The 16422-nt window shown below is 47.9% G+C and carries 16 protein-coding genes and 1 other annotated feature; of the genes, 1 reads left to right on the forward strand and 15 read right to left on the reverse strand.

The features are described 5' to 3' along the window. Nucleotides 1-228: 228 nt before the first annotated feature. From C558_RS0113305 to C558_RS32550, 5 genes are all read right to left on the reverse strand, one after another. Complete coding sequence (locus C558_RS0113305) at nt 229-1503, reverse strand: zf-HC2 domain-containing protein (protein ID WP_018756775.1); 1275 nt, start codon at nt 1501-1503, stop codon at nt 229-231. After that, the gene (locus tag C558_RS0113310) at nt 1500-2045 is read right to left on the reverse strand and encodes an RNA polymerase sigma factor (protein WP_018756776.1); all 546 of its coding nucleotides are present in this window, start codon (nt 2043-2045) and stop codon (nt 1500-1502) included. The genes C558_RS0113305 and C558_RS0113310 overlap by 4 nt, the downstream gene beginning before the upstream one ends. 166 nt (nt 2046-2211) lie before the next feature. Then, on the reverse strand, nt 2212-4812 hold the full coding sequence (locus C558_RS0113315; RefSeq protein WP_018756777.1) for a DNA internalization-related competence protein ComEC/Rec2: 2601 nt from the start codon (nt 4810-4812) through the stop codon (nt 2212-2214). Between the two features lie 403 nt (nt 4813-5215). Next, a complete protein-coding gene (locus C558_RS0113320) occupies nt 5216-5722 on the reverse strand; it encodes a deoxycytidylate deaminase (protein ID WP_018756778.1) in 507 nt (168 codons plus the stop codon). Nucleotides 5723-5808: 86 nt separating this feature from the next. Then, nucleotides 5809-6330, reverse strand: a complete 522-nt coding sequence (locus C558_RS32550) for a ComEA family DNA-binding protein (protein WP_018756779.1) — start codon at nt 6328-6330, stop codon at nt 5809-5811. A gap of 111 nt (nt 6331-6441) precedes the next feature. Here C558_RS32550 and comER point away from each other — a divergent pair, with 111 nt between their 5' ends. Then, the gene (gene comER / locus C558_RS0113330) at nt 6442-7287 is read left to right on the forward strand and encodes a late competence protein ComER (RefSeq protein WP_018756780.1); all 846 of its coding nucleotides are present in this window, start codon (nt 6442-6444) and stop codon (nt 7285-7287) included. Here comER and leuS read toward each other — a convergent pair. The 10 genes from leuS to C558_RS0113380 form a co-directional block, all read right to left on the reverse strand. Further along, nucleotides 7268-9709: a leucine--tRNA ligase gene (gene leuS / locus C558_RS0113335; RefSeq protein WP_018756781.1), complete on the reverse strand. Its 2442-nt coding sequence runs from the start codon at nt 9707-9709 to the stop codon at nt 7268-7270. The genes comER and leuS overlap by 20 nt on opposite strands. Nucleotides 9710-9783: 74 nt before the next feature. After that, nucleotides 9784-10015: a binding site (T-box leader), on the reverse strand. Nucleotides 10016-10287: 272 nt separating this feature from the next. Beyond that, entirely contained in the window at nt 10288-11070 is a 783-nt protein-coding gene (locus tag C558_RS0113340) for a class I SAM-dependent DNA methyltransferase (RefSeq protein ID WP_018756782.1), read from the reverse strand. Continuing rightward, nucleotides 11067-11978 carry a CvfB family protein gene (locus C558_RS0113345; RefSeq protein WP_018756783.1) on the reverse strand — a complete coding sequence of 304 codons (912 nt, stop codon included), beginning with the start codon at nt 11976-11978 and terminating at the stop codon, nt 11067-11069. Before C558_RS0113345 ends, C558_RS0113340 begins: the two co-directional genes overlap by 4 nt. Beyond that, nucleotides 11975-12319, reverse strand: coding sequence for a ribosome silencing factor (rsfS, locus tag C558_RS0113350; protein ID WP_018756784.1), 345 nt, complete (start codon nt 12317-12319; stop codon nt 11975-11977). Before rsfS ends, C558_RS0113345 begins: the two co-directional genes overlap by 4 nt. Nucleotides 12320-12322: 3 nt before the next feature. Next, nucleotides 12323-12895, reverse strand: a complete 573-nt coding sequence (yqeK, locus tag C558_RS0113355; RefSeq protein ID WP_018756785.1) for a bis(5'-nucleosyl)-tetraphosphatase (symmetrical) YqeK — start codon at nt 12893-12895, stop codon at nt 12323-12325. Beyond that, the gene (locus tag C558_RS0113360) at nt 12879-13472 is read right to left on the reverse strand and encodes a nicotinate-nucleotide adenylyltransferase (RefSeq protein WP_026263902.1); all 594 of its coding nucleotides are present in this window, start codon (nt 13470-13472) and stop codon (nt 12879-12881) included. The genes yqeK and C558_RS0113360 overlap by 17 nt, the downstream gene beginning before the upstream one ends. 30 nt (nt 13473-13502) lie before the next feature. Continuing rightward, the gene (gene yhbY, locus C558_RS0113365) at nt 13503-13793 is read right to left on the reverse strand and encodes a ribosome assembly RNA-binding protein YhbY (RefSeq protein ID WP_018756787.1); all 291 of its coding nucleotides are present in this window, start codon (nt 13791-13793) and stop codon (nt 13503-13505) included. A 39-nt stretch (nt 13794-13832) separates the two neighbouring features. Further along, complete coding sequence (aroE, locus tag C558_RS0113370; RefSeq protein WP_018756788.1) at nt 13833-14696, reverse strand: shikimate dehydrogenase; 864 nt, start codon at nt 14694-14696, stop codon at nt 13833-13835. Between the two features lie 55 nt (nt 14697-14751). Then, entirely contained in the window at nt 14752-15888 is a 1137-nt protein-coding gene (gene yqeH, locus C558_RS0113375; RefSeq protein ID WP_018756789.1) for a ribosome biogenesis GTPase YqeH, read from the reverse strand. Then, complete coding sequence (locus C558_RS0113380) at nt 15885-16409, reverse strand: YqeG family HAD IIIA-type phosphatase (protein WP_018756790.1); 525 nt, start codon at nt 16407-16409, stop codon at nt 15885-15887. Before C558_RS0113380 ends, yqeH begins: the two co-directional genes overlap by 4 nt. Nucleotides 16410-16422 lie beyond the last annotated feature (13 nt).

The raw sequence follows: 16422 nt of genomic DNA on the forward strand, positions 1-16422 counted from the left end.
AAAAGGCCACCCCCCGCAAAGGGGATGACCACCAACTAGACACAACAACAAAGAGATTACGCTGAACCTCCAGCATAATCCCTCTGTCCCACAGCATCTATATAAACATTCGCGAAGAAGTCCGGTTCTCCTTAGCGAACGGTCATACGACGCAAGGGGCGCCGCTGACTTCATGTTTGTATAGTATACGACGGCCGCAACAATGTGTGCGTACGTTTGAAATAAAAATCATGATTTAGACTTTTTGCCTTTTTCTTGTTGTTTTTCTTGTTGTTTTTCTTTATCTTTCGCTTTCACTTTCACTTGGATCACTTGTTCCTCACCCATTTGTCCATCCGCTTTACGCGGGGTGAACGTATAGGTTAACGTTTTGTTATCCTCTGCCCATAATGGATTCGAGAACACACCATTCGTAAGCTTCTGATGATATACCTCTTTATCCTTGGCATTGTAGATCATGAACTTATTCTTCTCAAATACAGCTCGATATGCTCCGTTCGATGTCGCCACTTCCGCTCGAGAATCTGGATTCGCCGTATCATACTCGACCAACGATAAGAGGTTATTTCCACCCTTATCCCCAGCATCGGATTTCAAGCTGCGAGGTTCACCAGATCCAATCTCAACTGTCACGGGCTGTCCGTCCTCAAGGGTCGCATCGCTGGATGTACCCCCAACGTTGCGCTGCGAGTCACCGTCCGTACCCTGTTGATCTTGTTCTTGTTTCGTTGGGGGCACTGGGTTCGGCAGAGCACCAACTTTAGAACTATCATTGCCTGATTTGGATCCCACAACGGACTTCGAATCAGCAGTCCCCTGGTTGGAAGACGTACCGCCGCTTGAATCGGTATTGCCTTGGTGAGCTTTGGCCGCGTCACCCGTCGCCCCTGATTTGGTACCCGCAACTGTCGGTTCTTCCTTCGGAGCAGTATCTGCAGACCGAGCATCCGGCTTCTCCGCATCCTTTTTTTCCGTACCTGTCACAACATCTTGTGAGACGGCTTGATCGGCTGATCCCGCCTTAGGTTGACTGGTTGAAGGAGACGAAGCATCGATCTGCATCTCAACCTTCTGATCCGCTGCTGCTGATTCTTGCGAACTCATTAATTCCATATCTGCTTGTTGAGCGGTGTCCGGTTTGTATGTGACCATGAATAGACCTACGATGATACCAGCCGCAACCACACCGCCAATGGATCGGAAGGAGAGACGTTCCCAGAAACGCGGCTTCATCGGGACAACCTTCTGTGGCGATTTCTCAGGCAGTTCACGCTCTCGATCGATTTGATCGAGCTGTGGCATAATGGCATCGACAAGGCTATATTTCGGCATGACTTTCGGCATATTCTCGAGTTCAGCAGATAGGTGTCTAAGGCGTTCGAACATTTCGGAACAATCCGAACATTGCTTCAGATGCTCCATCAGGTGAGCGGATTCCAACTCGTTAAGATCGGCATCCAAATATCTATTCATTAATTCCATCACCTCTGGACAATTCATCATCGAACACCACCCTTCTGATAATCTTGAAGTAAGCTTTGCAATTGTTGTCTTGCCCTAAATAAATACGATTTCACCGTATTCAAAGGCAAGTTAAGTGAATCTGCAATTTCATTGTAGGAGAAATCTTGTAAATACCTCAGTACGACGACCGCACGATGGTGTTCTGGAAGCTTTTCGATCGCCTCTTGAATGTCCTTGGCGACATATGTAGACAGAACCTCACGTTCCACATTGTCGTCCCCCCTGAACACGAGTTCATGTTCCTCAATAGAGACCGATGGCTTTGTGCGTCGAAATTTATCAATACAAATATTCGTTACAATGCGTTGCACCCAAGTCTTGAACTGAGCTTTCTCTTCATAAGAGTTAATTTTCGTATAGATACGGATTAATGCCTCCTGAGAAGCGTCCATAGCATCCTGCTCATTATTTAGAATATAATAGGCTGTCCGGTATACATGGGTTTCAATATTGCGCAATAGAGTTATGAGTGCGTCGCGATCGCCCGACTGAGCAGCTCGAATGAGTTGTTGCTCTACCACTACTAGGATCCTCCTCTCTTGCAACATTACAGACGGCACAATGCCTCAATTTGTTGCAATGTTGCTTCGATAATTCTGAATTAAAATTTGGTAATCTTTATTTCGTCACGAGGGCAAAGACTAGAGTCTTGTCTAAGGATATCAGAAAATGATAGGCGCGACCACTTTACATGGGGTTCTTGTGGCGAACTCGAATCCCCGCATCCGTCACTTCCATCTGAATTTCGCCTTGTTGATCCGTACGAAATACTTGAATACGGTTCATGTCCAATCGTTCCATAACAATAGGGCTTGGGTGTCCATACAGATTCTTCTCCCCTACGGAAATAACTGCTGCTTGTGGTTTCCAGTACTTCAGCCAAGTGTCAGAGGATGACGTTTTACTACCGTGGTGCGCGATCTTGAGCACATCAATCCCTTGACCTCCTACGACGCGTGATCCACCCGGCTTCAACGCCAATTGATCCAGGATCTGCTGCTCAACTCGAACTCCCATATCGCCAGTAAATAAGAACGTCGATTGTTTCATATGTAATAAGAAGGAGACCGAGACATCGTTTTGTTCATCCATCTTCGTTATACGCTGATTATTCATGAATGTTGCGGAAGGAGACAGGAATGTAAGCGAAGTCCCGGCGTCCATCTGCAAGGTTGCGGGTACTCCAGCGGCATATAGTGGAATGCCAAGTCCAATTGCGGTCTGGAACAGCTTGGATATCGGTTGATTCTCCTTCAACGTTCCATTAAATAGAAAAGCATGGACAGGAATTTCTTCTAATACCGCTTGCAGTCCGCCTGCATGATCTTGATCCTCATGGGTCATGATTAATAAATCTAATTGTTGCACCCCTCTTTGCTTCAAGAGCGGGACCAGCGTCTTGCGTCCTACCTCATAGGGATCCTGCCTGGTCTTCCAGCCATCTCCTGGCTTGCTGAACCGCACCGTTCCTCCGCCATCGATGAGAATGTATTTACCACTCGGCGTGCGGACCAGTATACTGTCGCCTTGACCGACGTCAATAAATTGAACATGACCGTCTTGCTTATAGAACGTAGGATTGTAGGTATAGAAAAGCGTAAGTGCTATAACTAGAAGGAATGAAATTCGTCGAACTATTGTACGTGCTTTGTTTCTTCCTCTTGGTTGAAGATGCTTCAATATCGATTCGGATGGCATCAAAGGTGCTGTTTCTTCATCGGATACCCATTGCGGAATCCTCTGTGCACCTGGTCGCACTTTCCCAAGATGAGCAATACCAAGCCCAATAAGCCCGTAATAGAGCAGTATCCACCAAATGGGAGGCGAAGGCCAGATCATTAAAAATTCACGGGAAGCATTGAACCACTCTATCAAATGAAAGGTCCATCCATTTAACCATTCGGTCGGCCATACGAGAAGCTTCGCTGCGTTGATATGCATATAACTAACCGCTAGGGCAAATGTCCCAAGCGGTAAGATGATGAGACTAATAAATGGTACTAGCACAAAATTAGCTATCAATGAAAGCCATGAAACTTGGTTAAAATAATAGATTGTCAGCGGAAACGATACGATTTGTGCAACGAGTGTAATCGACAAGAGGCTAGCAATCCACTTCGATCGGATTGGCAGCAATCGCTGCAGTGGCGGAACCCACAAGATCAGTCCAGCGGTCACAATAAACGAGAGTTGAAAGCTAACATCCAGCACTTGATAAGGATTCCAGAGCAGCATCAGAAATGCCGTGAGGCTGAGAATATGTAATCCATCCTTAAGCCATTGCCTCCTAAGCGCGTAGAGCGAGATCATCGCCATGATTCCCGCACGAATGACAGACGGTGAAGCGCCAGACAGCAGTACATACGGCGGAATGAGACCAATAACGATGAGCAGACTCGTCTCCCTCGTCAAGCGAAGCCGTTGGAACAGCCACAGGAAGAACCCTACATAGACAGCAACGTGGGTCCCCGAAATCGCAAGAATGTGTGTAAGACCGAGCTTCGAGAACTCACGGAATTTCTCAGGATCAAGATCCCCGCTATCCCCAATAACAAGTCCCTTCATATAGCCATCATGTGGCGCATCGAAGATCCTGGACATCTGGTTCCCTAATTGCGCTCTCAGCTGATCATTGATCCGCAGTAACGTCTGCTCGTTCCACCCCGGAGGCGCGGTGACTTGAATAGAACTAACCCCTTTCGTCCGGAGTGAGTAATGAATATGCTTCAACCGAAGATACGCGCGGTAATCGAAGCTTCCGAAATTCCGGGCCGTTGCAGGCCGACTCAGCGCCCCCGTCATTCGCAGCGCATCCCCGCGCTGCCAGGAGCCTGCTGCATTTTGCTGCGCCTGCTCCGTGAGTTGAACTTGCACCATTACTTTCTCATCAAGTACTCGCTGCTCCGCCTTCCCTTCCAACATCATTTGTCTTATTCGAAGAACAAAGCTTACCCGATCCCCGTCGACTTCAACTTTGGAATCAATTACACCTGTCACTTGCACACCCTCAAGGACTGTTTCAGCCCCTAACCGTTCTGTAATCTCGGCAATTTGGCTCGTATTTCGCAAATCAGTATAGACGTAATTCAGCATGCCGAATACAACCGCTGCAGCGCACAGCACCGCAAGCTTGATGGATGCTGCCCGCATCAACAGAAGAAGCGGGATGCCGATGAACAGCAACCCGCAACCGATCATAATTAAGAGAGTCCCTTGCCACATACTAGAGAGTCCTGTACCGAGCACAAAACAGCTTGCAAGCCAGACCAGTGGCCGCCGATGGATCATTTCCATTCATCCTTTCTAGAGGTAGTTCAAAAAGTCATCTTTTGATCACGAGGTGTTTTAGGTAGTTAATTCGACATCGAATCTTGCGTTCACCCTCGAAGAGTATATGCTTACGGAGTATGTTTCCTCTGGAAACATTTTAGGTACTCATTTAGGTTTTGCCTAAACTCCGTTCCTCCTGAAAGTTTTTCAAAGAAAAACTCTCTCCGGAAGCATAGGCTTTCGGGTTCTCGCAACCTAAGCACACGCTTACGAAGCAAGTTTTCTACGAAAACTCTTAGGTGCTGAAAAGCCACTTTTTGAACAAATAATTTTACGTAACAAAAAAACCTCTAACCATCCACCTGATTCACTCAGGCTAATGAATAGAGGTTCCTCCTCATTTTTGCATCACATATTTCGATTAATTGGATACTTGCATGATCGTATCTTGTGGAGGCTGATAGCCTTCCAAATGTCGGAAGACAATTCCTTTGGTCTTCATCATCGTAATGACTTTCTCGCTATCCTTCGGATATGGGCGGTGATATACGATTTCTACAACACCACTGTTCGCGAGCATATTCGCACAGGTCCAGCAAGGCTGATCTGTTACATAAACAACTGAGCCTTCCCGATCGATACGATCCGTGAACAATAGCAGGTTCTGCTCCGCATGTATGGTCCGTACGCAGCGCTGCTTCTTGATCATCTCTTCACGGCCATCGACGACCTTTAGTTCATATTCTTCAGCAATCATACATCCCGCTTCTTCACAATCAGGCACGCCCATCGGGGCACCATTGTAAGCTGTTCCGAGCAGCTTCTTCCCTTGTACCAGCACTGCGCCGACATGGCGCCTTGGACAGCGGGAGCGCGTCGAAACCATGTAAGCAATATCCATAAAATAAGTGTCCCAATCTTTACGCATGTTTGTCTCATCTCCAGCGGGTATTCTATGGGAACATTGTAGCATCTTTTCATGCCAATGCATAATTCCATTCGATGACAGTTAGGTTATAAAGCTAGCTTCGACGACATTTTGGCGTAAATTTTCGGACCAATCCCTTTCACATTTCGCAGCCCTTCAATCGAGCTGAATTTCCCATGCTGTTCGCGATACGCGATAATCGCCTTCGCCTTACTCTCCCCAATACCAGGCAGTTCCATCAACTGTTCCATCGTTGCCGTATTGATATGAATGAATCCCGGAAGGTTCTCTTGGGGGGCAGCTGCTTCCGTACTGAGTCCGGCCCCTGTCGTAACCGTGTTCGTCACAGGAAGCGCTAGAGCCGTCTCTTCCGGCTTCTGTTTCTCGTTTGCAACTTGTTCTGACACGACTGTGGATTTGACAATTGGCTTCTCAGGTTCGACAGTTAACGCCTGTGACATCGGCTCGTTCAGCTTAGTCCATCCTGGAATCCCCGTGATCGATGTCGAACGTATCCAAGCAAATACCAATATACCTATACCAATGCATAGACTACTAAACAAAAACCAACTTTTTCGGCCTGATACGGGTTGTCCGTACGGTTCCATTCGGTCACCTTCTTCATTAAATATTCAATATATATCGCATGTTGGCCAAACCGTATTGCATATATTGTGAAAAATGTTGTGCTTAGGGATAGTCATAAAGGAGGAATCGAAATGAAAGTAGGATTCATCGGAACGGGGAGTATGGGCAGGACGCTGATCGAATCGTTCATTGAATCCGGTGCACTTGAACCGGGGCAAATTATCGCCAGTAATCGAACCATGCAGAAGGTTCATCAATTGGCTTCTCAATATCCGGGGTTGCAGATTGCTTCTTCCAATACCGAGACGGTGATTGGGAGTGACATCATATTTCTATGCGTTAAACCGTCGCAATTTAAGAGAATCACAGAGGAGATTGGATCGGTGGTGACCGATCATCAAATTATCGTCTCCATTACGAGTCCGGTACAAATTCGACATCTCGAAGATCATTTGCGATGTAAAATCGCCAAAGTCATTCCGAGTATTACCAATTCTGTACTCGGCGGAGCTACCTTATGTATGTACGGTAGTCGCATAAAAGGAGAAGACCGGCTGCTTCTGGAGGATTTACTACAATCCATTAGTCGTCCCGTGTTGATTGAAGAACAAAACACACGGATAACTTCGGATTTTTCCAGCTGCGGACCGGCCTTCATTGCTTTTTTCCTAAATAAATGGATTGATGCGGCGGTTGAAACGACGGGCATTGATCGGGAACAAGCGACGTGCCTCGCTAGCGAGATGGTACTCGGTACAGGCAAGCTGCTCACCGAGGGAGGACTCACCCCTGAACAAATTCAGACGCGCGTCTCCGTTCCCGGCGGGATCACGGCCGAAGCCATTCGTCTCATGGACCAAGAGCTTCAAGGCGTGTTCCATCAATTAATCCGTACCACACATGACAAGTACAATGAAGATCTCGACAAACTAGATGATCTCTTCCACCTGCCAGAGGTTAACCGACAACAATATTAACGAGCTTGCCTTTGACAGCAATGACTTTACGAACGGACTTTCCAGCCATCGCAGCTTGAACGCTGGACTGTTCCATCGCTGTTGCTTGCATGCCTGCTTCATCTAGATCTTTGCCAATCATGATGCGCTCTACGATTTTACCATTCACTTGAACGACGATCTCGACTTCTGCATCGACGGTCAATGCTTCATCATACGTTGGCCATGCTACGTAGGAGATGCCGCCGGAATGTCCAAAGCGCTCCCACAGTTCTTCCGACATATGCGGTGCAAGTGGGGATAACATTTGGATGAAGTTCTCCATCGCTTGGCGTGGAAGCTCTTCCGCTTTGTAGGCATCATTAATGAAAATCATCAATTGGCTAATCGCTGTGTTGAAGCGTAACCCTTCGAAATCCTCGGTTACCTTCTTCACGGTGCGATGCCATGTGCGCTTGAAGGCTTCGCTGCCTTCGCCATCGACGATCTTCGGATTCAGCTGACCATCTTCGGTAATCATCAAACGCCATACGCGAGCCAAGAAGCGATAAGAACCTTCTACACCGCTTGCATTCCATGGTTTCGTTGCTTCAAGCGGTCCCATGAACATTTCATACATCCGCAACGTATCTGCACCGAACTCGTTCACGATTTCATCCGGGTTGATGACATTACCACGGGATTTACTCATTTTCTCATTGTTCGTTCCAAGGATCATCCCTTGGTTCACCAGCTTATGGAACGGCTCCTTCGTATCTACGATACCCAGATCATAGAGAACCTTGTGCCAGAAACGTGCGTACAGCAAGTGTAGAACCGCATGCTCTGCACCGCCGATGTACAAGTCTACTGGCAACCAAGCCTGCTGTTTGTCTTTGGAACACAACTCGTCATTATTCTTCGGATCGATGAAACGAAGGTAATACCAGCAGCTGCCCGCCCATTGCGGCATCGTGTTCGTCTCGCGACGTGCCTTCATTCCTGTCTCAGGATCAATCGTGTTCACCCACTCTGTCACGTTCGCAAGTGGAGATTCACCTGTACCCGAAGGTTTGATATTCTCAACATCCGGCAGAAGAAGCGGCAATTGATCCTCAGGGATCGTCTTCATGCTGCCGTCTTCAAGATGAATCACAGGAATGGGCTCGCCCCAATAACGTTGACGGCTGAATAACCAGTCGCGTAGACGGTACGTGGTTTTGCCTTGTCCTTTACCACACTCTTCAAGCCACTCGATCATTTTCGCCATAGCTTCTTCTTTGTTCAATCCGTCTAGGAATCCAGAGTTCACGTGTACGCCTTCTCCAGTATAAGCTTCCTCTTGAACATTTCCGCCTTGAACGACTTCAATAATCGGCAAGTCGAACGTCTTCGCGAACTCCCAGTCACGCTCATCATGCGCTGGCACTGCCATAATCGCACCGGAGCCATAGCCCGCAAGTACATAATCCGCGATCCAGATTGGCACTTTCACGCCATTAACTGGGTTGATAGCATATGCACCTGTAAATACGCCCGTCTTCTCTTTCGCAAGATCCGTACGTTCCAAATCGCTCTTATGCGCCGCTTTGTCTTGATAAGCCTTCACGGCATCCGTTTGTTCCGCTGTCGTGATCGCAGCAACCAGTTCATGTTCAGGAGCAAGCACGCAATATGTAGCGCCGAACAATGTATCTGGACGCGTCGTGAAGACAGTCAATTGACCCTCATGACCATCGATCGCAAAATTCACTTCTGCACCCTTCGATTTTCCAATCCAGTTGCGCTGCATGTCTTTAATGCTCTCTGCCCAGTCTAGCTCTTCCAGGTCATCTAATAGACGATCCGCATAAGCTGTGATCTTAAGCATCCATTGACGCATCGGTTTGCGAATAACTGGAAATCCGCCGCGCTCACTTTTGCCATCGATAACCTCTTCGTTCGAAAGCACGGTTCCGAGCTCTTCACACCAGTTCACCGGTACTTCAGCCACATAAGCTAGGCCCATCTTATACAATTGGATGAAAATCCATTGCGTCCACTTGTAATACTCAGGATCCGTCGTACTGATCTCACGATCCCAATCATACGAGAACCCTAATGATTTAATCTGACGGCGGAAGTTATTAATATTCTTCACAGTAATATCGCGTGGATGCTCACCCGTATTCAAGGCGTGCTGCTCCGCTGGCAAGCCGAACGCATCCCATCCCATCGGATGAAGTACGTTGTACCCTTGCATCCGCTTATAACGCGACACGATATCCGTTGCCGTGTAGCCTTCCGGATGTCCTACGTGCAGACCTGCACCCGACGGATATGGGAACATATCCAGTGCGTAGAATTTCTTCTTGCTGGAATCATCATTTGTTTTGAATGTCTTGAACTCATCCCAATGCTTCTGCCATTTCGGTTCGATCAGGAACGGGTTATACCCTTGTGATTGCTGAATTTCTTGTGTCATGAATCATTCATCCTCCTACATTATCTAGCGCAATTTGCATCAAAAAAACCTCTCATCCATAGCGAAAAAATGTCGCTAGGGACGAGAGGCTATCTCCCGTGGTACCACCCTAGTTAGCCCTCGGCATACTTTGCCAAGTTGCTCCCTCAATGCCCTTAACGCGGGCTAGACGATACGATTTGATCCGATCGGAGTTGATCGTATGACTCAGAGGCGAGTAGATTTTGACGAACCATCGGCTTGCACCACCCGCCGACTCTCTGACAGATTTCGATCAAAACGTATAATCCTCATCATAGTCTTCTTCCATATCCTACTTACTTAATACTGCTCATTATGAGAAAACCTCTATCGAGGCGATTGCAAAGACGAGCGACCGCGTTTAGAGGTAGGTTTTATCGCCAAATAGAATTTGGGTGTTTCGATTGTAGCGAAACTTATAAATTCTATTGTGGTAAAAAAACCACAAAGTGGGGATGCCGCTTCGAAGTCAATTCAGATACTTTGCGTGGACCCCGAAATCATATACCTTCTTAGCATTATAAAAAAAGGACATCACTCATGTCAAGGCTGCTCCGCTATTTCACCGCGATATAGAACAAACGCCCTGTCTCATTCGTCGGAGCTTCCCACGTAAAGTCCCCGAATATATGAACTTCCGTGAATCCTACGCCCTTAAGCTGTTCCGTCATCCACGTCGGATCATATGCCCGCTCAATATGTACCTCTTCAAAGCGTTGGAAGAGATCCTGCGTGGCTGGAGTTCCTGCCTGGCGTGCAAAAATCGTCAGATGATGTTCGATTTCACACCGCTCGGCATCCAGATCACAAGTCCATAAATAAGCAACATTGTCTTCATTATAGATAAATGGCTGCTCTGCTTCATATTGCTCGAACTGACGCGGATGATGTACGTCAAATAAGAATGTACCGCCTGGCTTAACCGCACCATAGGCACGGCGCAATGTCTCAACAATATCTTCTTCTTCGAGCAGATAATTCAGACAATCGCAGAAGGATATGACCGAATCTACTGGAGCAGGCAGCTCTAAATCTCGCATATCTTGCTCAATGAGACGCACTTTCCCTTCACGAAGCAAGCGGCTGCCTACCGTAGAGCTCTCAAGCTTCTGCTGGGCAACCGCAAGCATATCCGAGGAGAGATCGATACCTGTGACATGATACCCTTCACTGGCCAGCGGAATCATCAGACTACCGGTTCCACAGCCTAGGTCAACAATCGTCTTCGGTTTTCCGAACCGAGCCCACGCTTCACGTGCGAACGCCAGCCATTCCGGATAAGGCATGTCCGCCATGAGTTCATCATAGACATAGGCGAATTGTGCGTAAGACGTCGTCATTTGGACTCCGTCTCGGACGGTTCAGCGCCATCTACTGGCTTCAACTGTGTCCAATTGTCTTTCTGTGTGATAAGTCCTTCCCGCATCAGCTTGCCAAGCGCCCGCTTAAATGCAGCCTTACTAATGCCAAAGCGCTGCTTGATAATGTCCGGTGGCGTCTGATCGGAATAAGGCATTGCGCCATTCGGCCGTTCCTTCAAGAACGTAAGGAGACGATCCGCATCTAGATCGCGTCCAACTTCTTTGCGAGCTGCCATGGAGAGATTCACTCGGCCATCCTCACGGACGAAGCTGACTCTCGCTTGCACGCGTTCGCCAAGTCGAAGCATCTGCAGACGCTCCGAGCTGTGAATCATGCCGATGACGCCGAAACCAAGAACACCGCCATCCACAAGGACGAAGGTCCCCATTTGGAGCGTCTTATAGACCGTACCTTCCACCCATTGATTGAGCCATGTACTTGGCGCATGGAACGTAAGGGGTGCGAGTTCCCACTCTCCAGCAAGCTTAGCTCTCAAGCGGCCTTGTTTATCGTGCTCCATGATGACGAACACTTTGTCGCCTATGCGCGGATGCAACTCTTTTAATTCAGGAAGCTCACGAATCGGCAGCAGCAGCTGACGACCGAGCCCCATCTCCAGGAAACATCCCAGACGTGGGTGAATATCCGCCACCTCCAACATCGCCAAATCGCCGAGTGTCAAATAGGGCTTCTTCATCGTCGCAGCTAAGCGATCTTCCGTATCGTAGAAGATGAATACTTCGACCATCATACCTGGTTCTATTTTACCGACAATCTCCGAGTAGTGAAGCAGGACATCCTGATCTCCATCTGTTAGAAAAAAGCCGTAAGGCGAAACCTCACGGTCGATAGGTAAATGGACTGTCGTCCCTGCAATCAAACTCATAGATTCACAACTTTCGCATCCGACCATAGACGTTCGATGTTATAATACTCACGCTCGTCACGGTGGAAAATATGCACGATCACATCGCCAAGGTCCATCAGCACCCAACGTGCAGAATCTGTACCTTCAATACCTCGAATGAGGCCGCCCTTTTCTTGGACGCGCTTGCGAATTTCTGTCATGATGGCATTCACTTGGGTATCAGAATTACCATGGCAAATAACAAAATAGTCAGCAATTAATGAAATGCCTTGTAAATCGAGTGCAACGATATTCATTGCTTTTTTATCTTCTGCCGCAGCAACGGCAAGGTTTAATATTTCTTTGGATTGAACGGGCATGCGTCAACCTCCCAATTGTTGAATTAAATCATTTCTCGCATCAATCGTGAGCGGGAAAATCCGTTTTCTTCTGGATAGCAATAGTTCTATCGTCGAGTCGAACCCTGCAATTAAGCCTTCTTCTAAGCTATGGTTGGCTAACTGACGAATATTATTCACGCCTGGAAAATCTCTTCCAGGTTCGATATAGTCTGCGAGGCAGACGATTTTATCCATTAATGTCATTTGAACACGACCGGATGTATGATATCTGATCGCATCAAGCACTTCCACATCCGTAATGCCGAACTCTTGCTCTGCCACAAAAGCGCCTACTGGCGCATGCCACAACTGCTTGTCATGTTTAAGTAGGATGGCAGGCAGCTGCTCTTCACGAATAATACGTTCCATTCGGTCTGTTGACCAATATTTCGCCACATCATGTAAAATCGCCGCGAGCTCTGCCCGAGTCGGATCACCTCCGAATCGCACTGCAAGCTCGATGGAAGTCTGCATGACACCTAAAGTGTGCGCCCAGCGCTTCTCCGGCATTTGTCCACGTACTGCTTCAATAATGGCCTCACGGCTTCGATTCATATAGATCATTCCTTTGAATGAATTCATGAACACGATCCGGTACACGATACCGGACCGACATGCCTTGGCTGACCCGCTCGCGAATCGTCGTTGAAGATAGTTCGAAGAGCGGCACCTCTAGCATGGTCACTTGATCCCGAATATGAGCAGGGAGATTATCCAATTGCAGCAACGTCCCAGGTCGCTGTACTCCAACGAAGTCAATACGGGCTGCGAGTTCGTCAATCCGATGCCACTTCGGCAAATAATTCACCATGTCGGCCCCCATCAAGAACGAGAAGGCATGATCCGGGAATCTACGCTGCAATTCTTCAATCGTATCGATGGTGTAGGATACGCCGCCGCGTTCCATTTCGATATCCGTGACCTGAAATAATGAATTCCCATCGATCGCAAGTCGGATCATCTCGAGCCTCTGCAGCCCCGTCGCGAGTGGCTGACGAGACTTATGCGGAGGATCTGCGGCTGGCATGAACCATACGGCGTCGAACTGCAAGGCCTCACACGTATGTTCTGCCAAGAGGAGATGCCCGAAATGAATGGGATCGAAAGTCCCTCCAAATAAACCGACCTTCACCATGTGACTTGTCGCCTCTATTCTAGAGCCTTAAGGGAGCTCGATTTGCTTATGTTCGCGGGATTCCTTATACAAGACGATCGTCTTCCCAATCACTTGCACAAGCTCCGAGTTCGAGCCTTCAGCAAGATCACGAGCGACTTCATCACGATCATCCATGTTATTGTTCAAGATCGATATTTTAATCAACTCACGCGTCTCAATCGCTTCGTCGATATGGCGGATCAATTGATCATTAACGCCACCTTTACCGACTTGAAAAATCGGGTTCAAATGATGGGCGAGCGAGCGTAAATAGCGTTTTTGTTTTCCTGTTAACATGCGTGTGATAAACCTCCAATTTTTACTTTGAGCTACTTCTTACTTCAGGGATTGCAGTACAGCTTGCCGCATCACTTCGACAGGCGCAGCCTGACCTGTCCAATATTCAAATGCATAAGCGCCTTGATAGACGAACATGCAGAGGCCGCAATGGGTACGACTACCACGTAACCGAGCCTCCCGCAAAATCGCCGTCTCAAGCGGATTATAGATCAAATCGCTAACGATCAAATTGGTGCGAAATCCTTCTAAAGAAAGAGGAGACGCATCCACATGAGGGAACATGCCTACCGACGTTGTATTAATCACAATATCGACATTGGAGCGTATATCTAATATCCGTTCTAGTTCAATTGCCTGAACATTCCCGTACGGCAGCAAATCCGCCGCTAATTCAACGGCACGTTCGACCGTTCGATTCGCGATCCAGATGACCTCGGGTGATTCTTGTGTTAACGCATAGACGATACCACGAGCCGCACCGCCAGCGCCAATGACTAAAATTCGCTTGCCGAGCAAATCGGATTCCGCTTCTTCGCGAAGCGATCTAACATAACCAATCCCGTCCGTATTATAGCCGATCAGCTTCCCATTGTCATTGACAATTGTATTCACGGCGCCAATTACCCGCGCGCCTTCATCGACTTCATCCAATAATGGCATAACATCCAACTTGTGTGGAATGGTTACATTAATGCCGCGATAACCTAACGCACGCACACCGCGGATGGCATCCTCGAGCTTGTCCGGCAAGACATGCATCGCTGTGTATACGCCATCCAATCCTAAGGCTTGAAGGGCACTGTTATGCATTAACGGGGATTTGGATTGACGAATGGGATCGCCAATAACCCCGAGCAGCATGGTTTCACTACTTATTCGATTTACGAGATGATCCCCCATCAATTCCGTCTCTCCTCTATCCAAGCGGCAAATCACGCCGCAAATTCCCATAATTTTATATCATTGCATCCCGCGATAGCACTTTGACACCCTTCGGTGCATGAATATTCACCAGCGCACCAGCATCCGAATTCACTTTAATCCAGCCTAGACCGGAGATGAACAAATCTGTCTTGCTGCCTTTCGCTACTCGAATCTGATGCTTCGACCAAGCCGGCAGGTCGTCGATATGATCCTGGTTCGGCGGAGTAAGCATTACACCGCGATGTTCTGCATACAATTCATCTGCCCGTTCAAGCTTGGTGCGATGGATCTTCAATCCATTCGACACAAAACAGGTAAAGGACTGACGTTCCCCTTGTACGAAATCAAATCGCGCCATGGCACCGAAGAACAAAGACTGGCCTTCATTAAGCTGGAATACCGTCGGCTTGAGCGGTCGATCTGGCATAATTGCACCCAAATCTTTACGATGCACAAGCTCTGTGAGGCGTGATGGATACACAATGCCTGGCGTATCGATGATGAATTTCCCGTCATCAAGTGGAATTTTCACAAGATCCAACGTCGTACCTGGGAACCGTGATGTGGTCAATTCCCGCTCCATATCACTATAGTCACGAATTAGGCGATTAATGAGGGTTGATTTACCTACATTGGTGGCACCGACAACGTAGATATCACGTCCGCGGCGATATTCTGAAACTTTGTCAATCAATCGTTCGAAGCCTTGATTCTTCTTTGCACTGCACAAGACTACATCGATGACTTTGATGCCATGTTCTTTGGCGCGTTTCTGTACCCAATTCGTTAATCGATTCCAGTTCGTTACGATAGGCAGCAAGTCGATTTTATTCACGACGAGCAGCACAGGATTATTGCCCACGAACCTTTGAAGGCTTGAGATTAAGCTGCCGTCAAAATCGAATAAATCAACAATATGAATGACAAGCGCATCATTCGTTGAAGCTCCCACCTGATTTAGCAGACGAAGGAAGTCATCCTGCTCCAGTGTAACGGAAGCCGCATCATTATAATTTTTAATCCGGAAGCAACGCTGGCATATAACGGGTTCCCGTTCTAATGCCTGCTGCGGGATATATCCCGGAACTTCCGGCCGTTCTGTCTGTAATTTCACACCGCAGCCTTCGCACGAGGTTACCGCGCCCTGCTCTCGTTGTTGTTCTGTCATTGCTTTTCCTCCTCGTGCCAAAGACCCTTGTTCCGTAATCTTCGCAATATCAATTTTTCCATCCGACGATTGAAGCGCGTCATGAATCCCTCATCATGAATCGCAATCGGTTGAACAAGAATGGTAAATAAACCCGATCGGTTGCCCCCGAGTACGTCCGTCATCATCTGGTCCCCAATGACAACCGTCTGTGCCGCCGATAGCTTCATAAGGGTTAGCGCTCTTTGGAACGGTCTAATCCTTGGTTTACGCGCTGCGTGCACGAATGGAATCTGGAGGGGGTTCGTAAATTTGGATACCCGTCCTTCATCATTATTGGATACAATGATGATCTGAAACCCTATCTCCTTCGCACCTTTGAGCCAGGTGATCAACTCTGGCGTCGCGTACGGTTCCTTCGCCCCAACAAGCGTATTATCTAAATCGGTAATAATTCCCCGATACCCTTTCGCGTATAACGATTCAAGATCAATATCGTATACGGTGTTTACCCGAAGCTTGGGTATAAACTTCTCTAACAAATACGTCACCTCT

Origin of the sequence: Paenibacillus terrigena DSM 21567 (assembly GCF_000374845.1) — a bacterium.
GTDB classification, from domain to species: Bacteria; Bacillota; Bacilli; order Paenibacillales; family Paenibacillaceae; genus Paenibacillus_K; species Paenibacillus_K terrigena.

What these genes read in the sequence shown, in the direction of transcription:
- C558_RS0113345 (WP_018756783.1), bottom strand. Translation starts at nt 11,978, where the DNA reads ATGAGTTTGATTGCAGGGACGACAGTCCATTTACCTATCGACCGTGAG.
- C558_RS0113320 (WP_018756778.1), bottom strand. Translation starts at nt 5,722, where the DNA reads ATGCGTAAAGATTGGGACACTTATTTTATGGATATTGCTTACATGGTT.
- yqeH (WP_018756789.1), bottom strand. Translation starts at nt 15,888, where the DNA reads ATGACAGAACAACAACGAGAGCAGGGCGCGGTAACCTCGTGCGAAGGC.
- yhbY (WP_018756787.1), bottom strand. Translation starts at nt 13,793, where the DNA reads ATGTTAACAGGAAAACAAAAACGCTATTTACGCTCGCTCGCCCATCAT.
- C558_RS0113305 (WP_018756775.1), bottom strand. Translation starts at nt 1,503, where the DNA reads ATGATGAATTGTCCAGAGGTGATGGAATTAATGAATAGATATTTGGAT.
- aroE (WP_018756788.1), bottom strand. Translation starts at nt 14,696, where the DNA reads ATGGGGGATCATCTCGTAAATCGAATAAGTAGTGAAACCATGCTGCTC.
- yqeK (WP_018756785.1), bottom strand. Translation starts at nt 12,895, where the DNA reads ATGAATCGAAGCCGTGAGGCCATTATTGAAGCAGTACGTGGACAAATG.
- C558_RS32550 (WP_018756779.1), bottom strand. Translation starts at nt 6,330, where the DNA reads ATGGAACCGTACGGACAACCCGTATCAGGCCGAAAAAGTTGGTTTTTG.
- rsfS (WP_018756784.1), bottom strand. Translation starts at nt 12,319, where the DNA reads ATGCCCGTTCAATCCAAAGAAATATTAAACCTTGCCGTTGCTGCGGCA.
- C558_RS0113315 (WP_018756777.1), bottom strand. Translation starts at nt 4,812, where the DNA reads ATGATCCATCGGCGGCCACTGGTCTGGCTTGCAAGCTGTTTTGTGCTC.
- C558_RS0113340 (WP_018756782.1), bottom strand. Translation starts at nt 11,070, where the DNA reads ATGACGACGTCTTACGCACAATTCGCCTATGTCTATGATGAACTCATG.
- comER (WP_018756780.1), top strand. Translation starts at nt 6,442, where the DNA reads ATGAAAGTAGGATTCATCGGAACGGGGAGTATGGGCAGGACGCTGATC.
- leuS (WP_018756781.1), bottom strand. Translation starts at nt 9,709, where the DNA reads ATGACACAAGAAATTCAGCAATCACAAGGGTATAACCCGTTCCTGATC.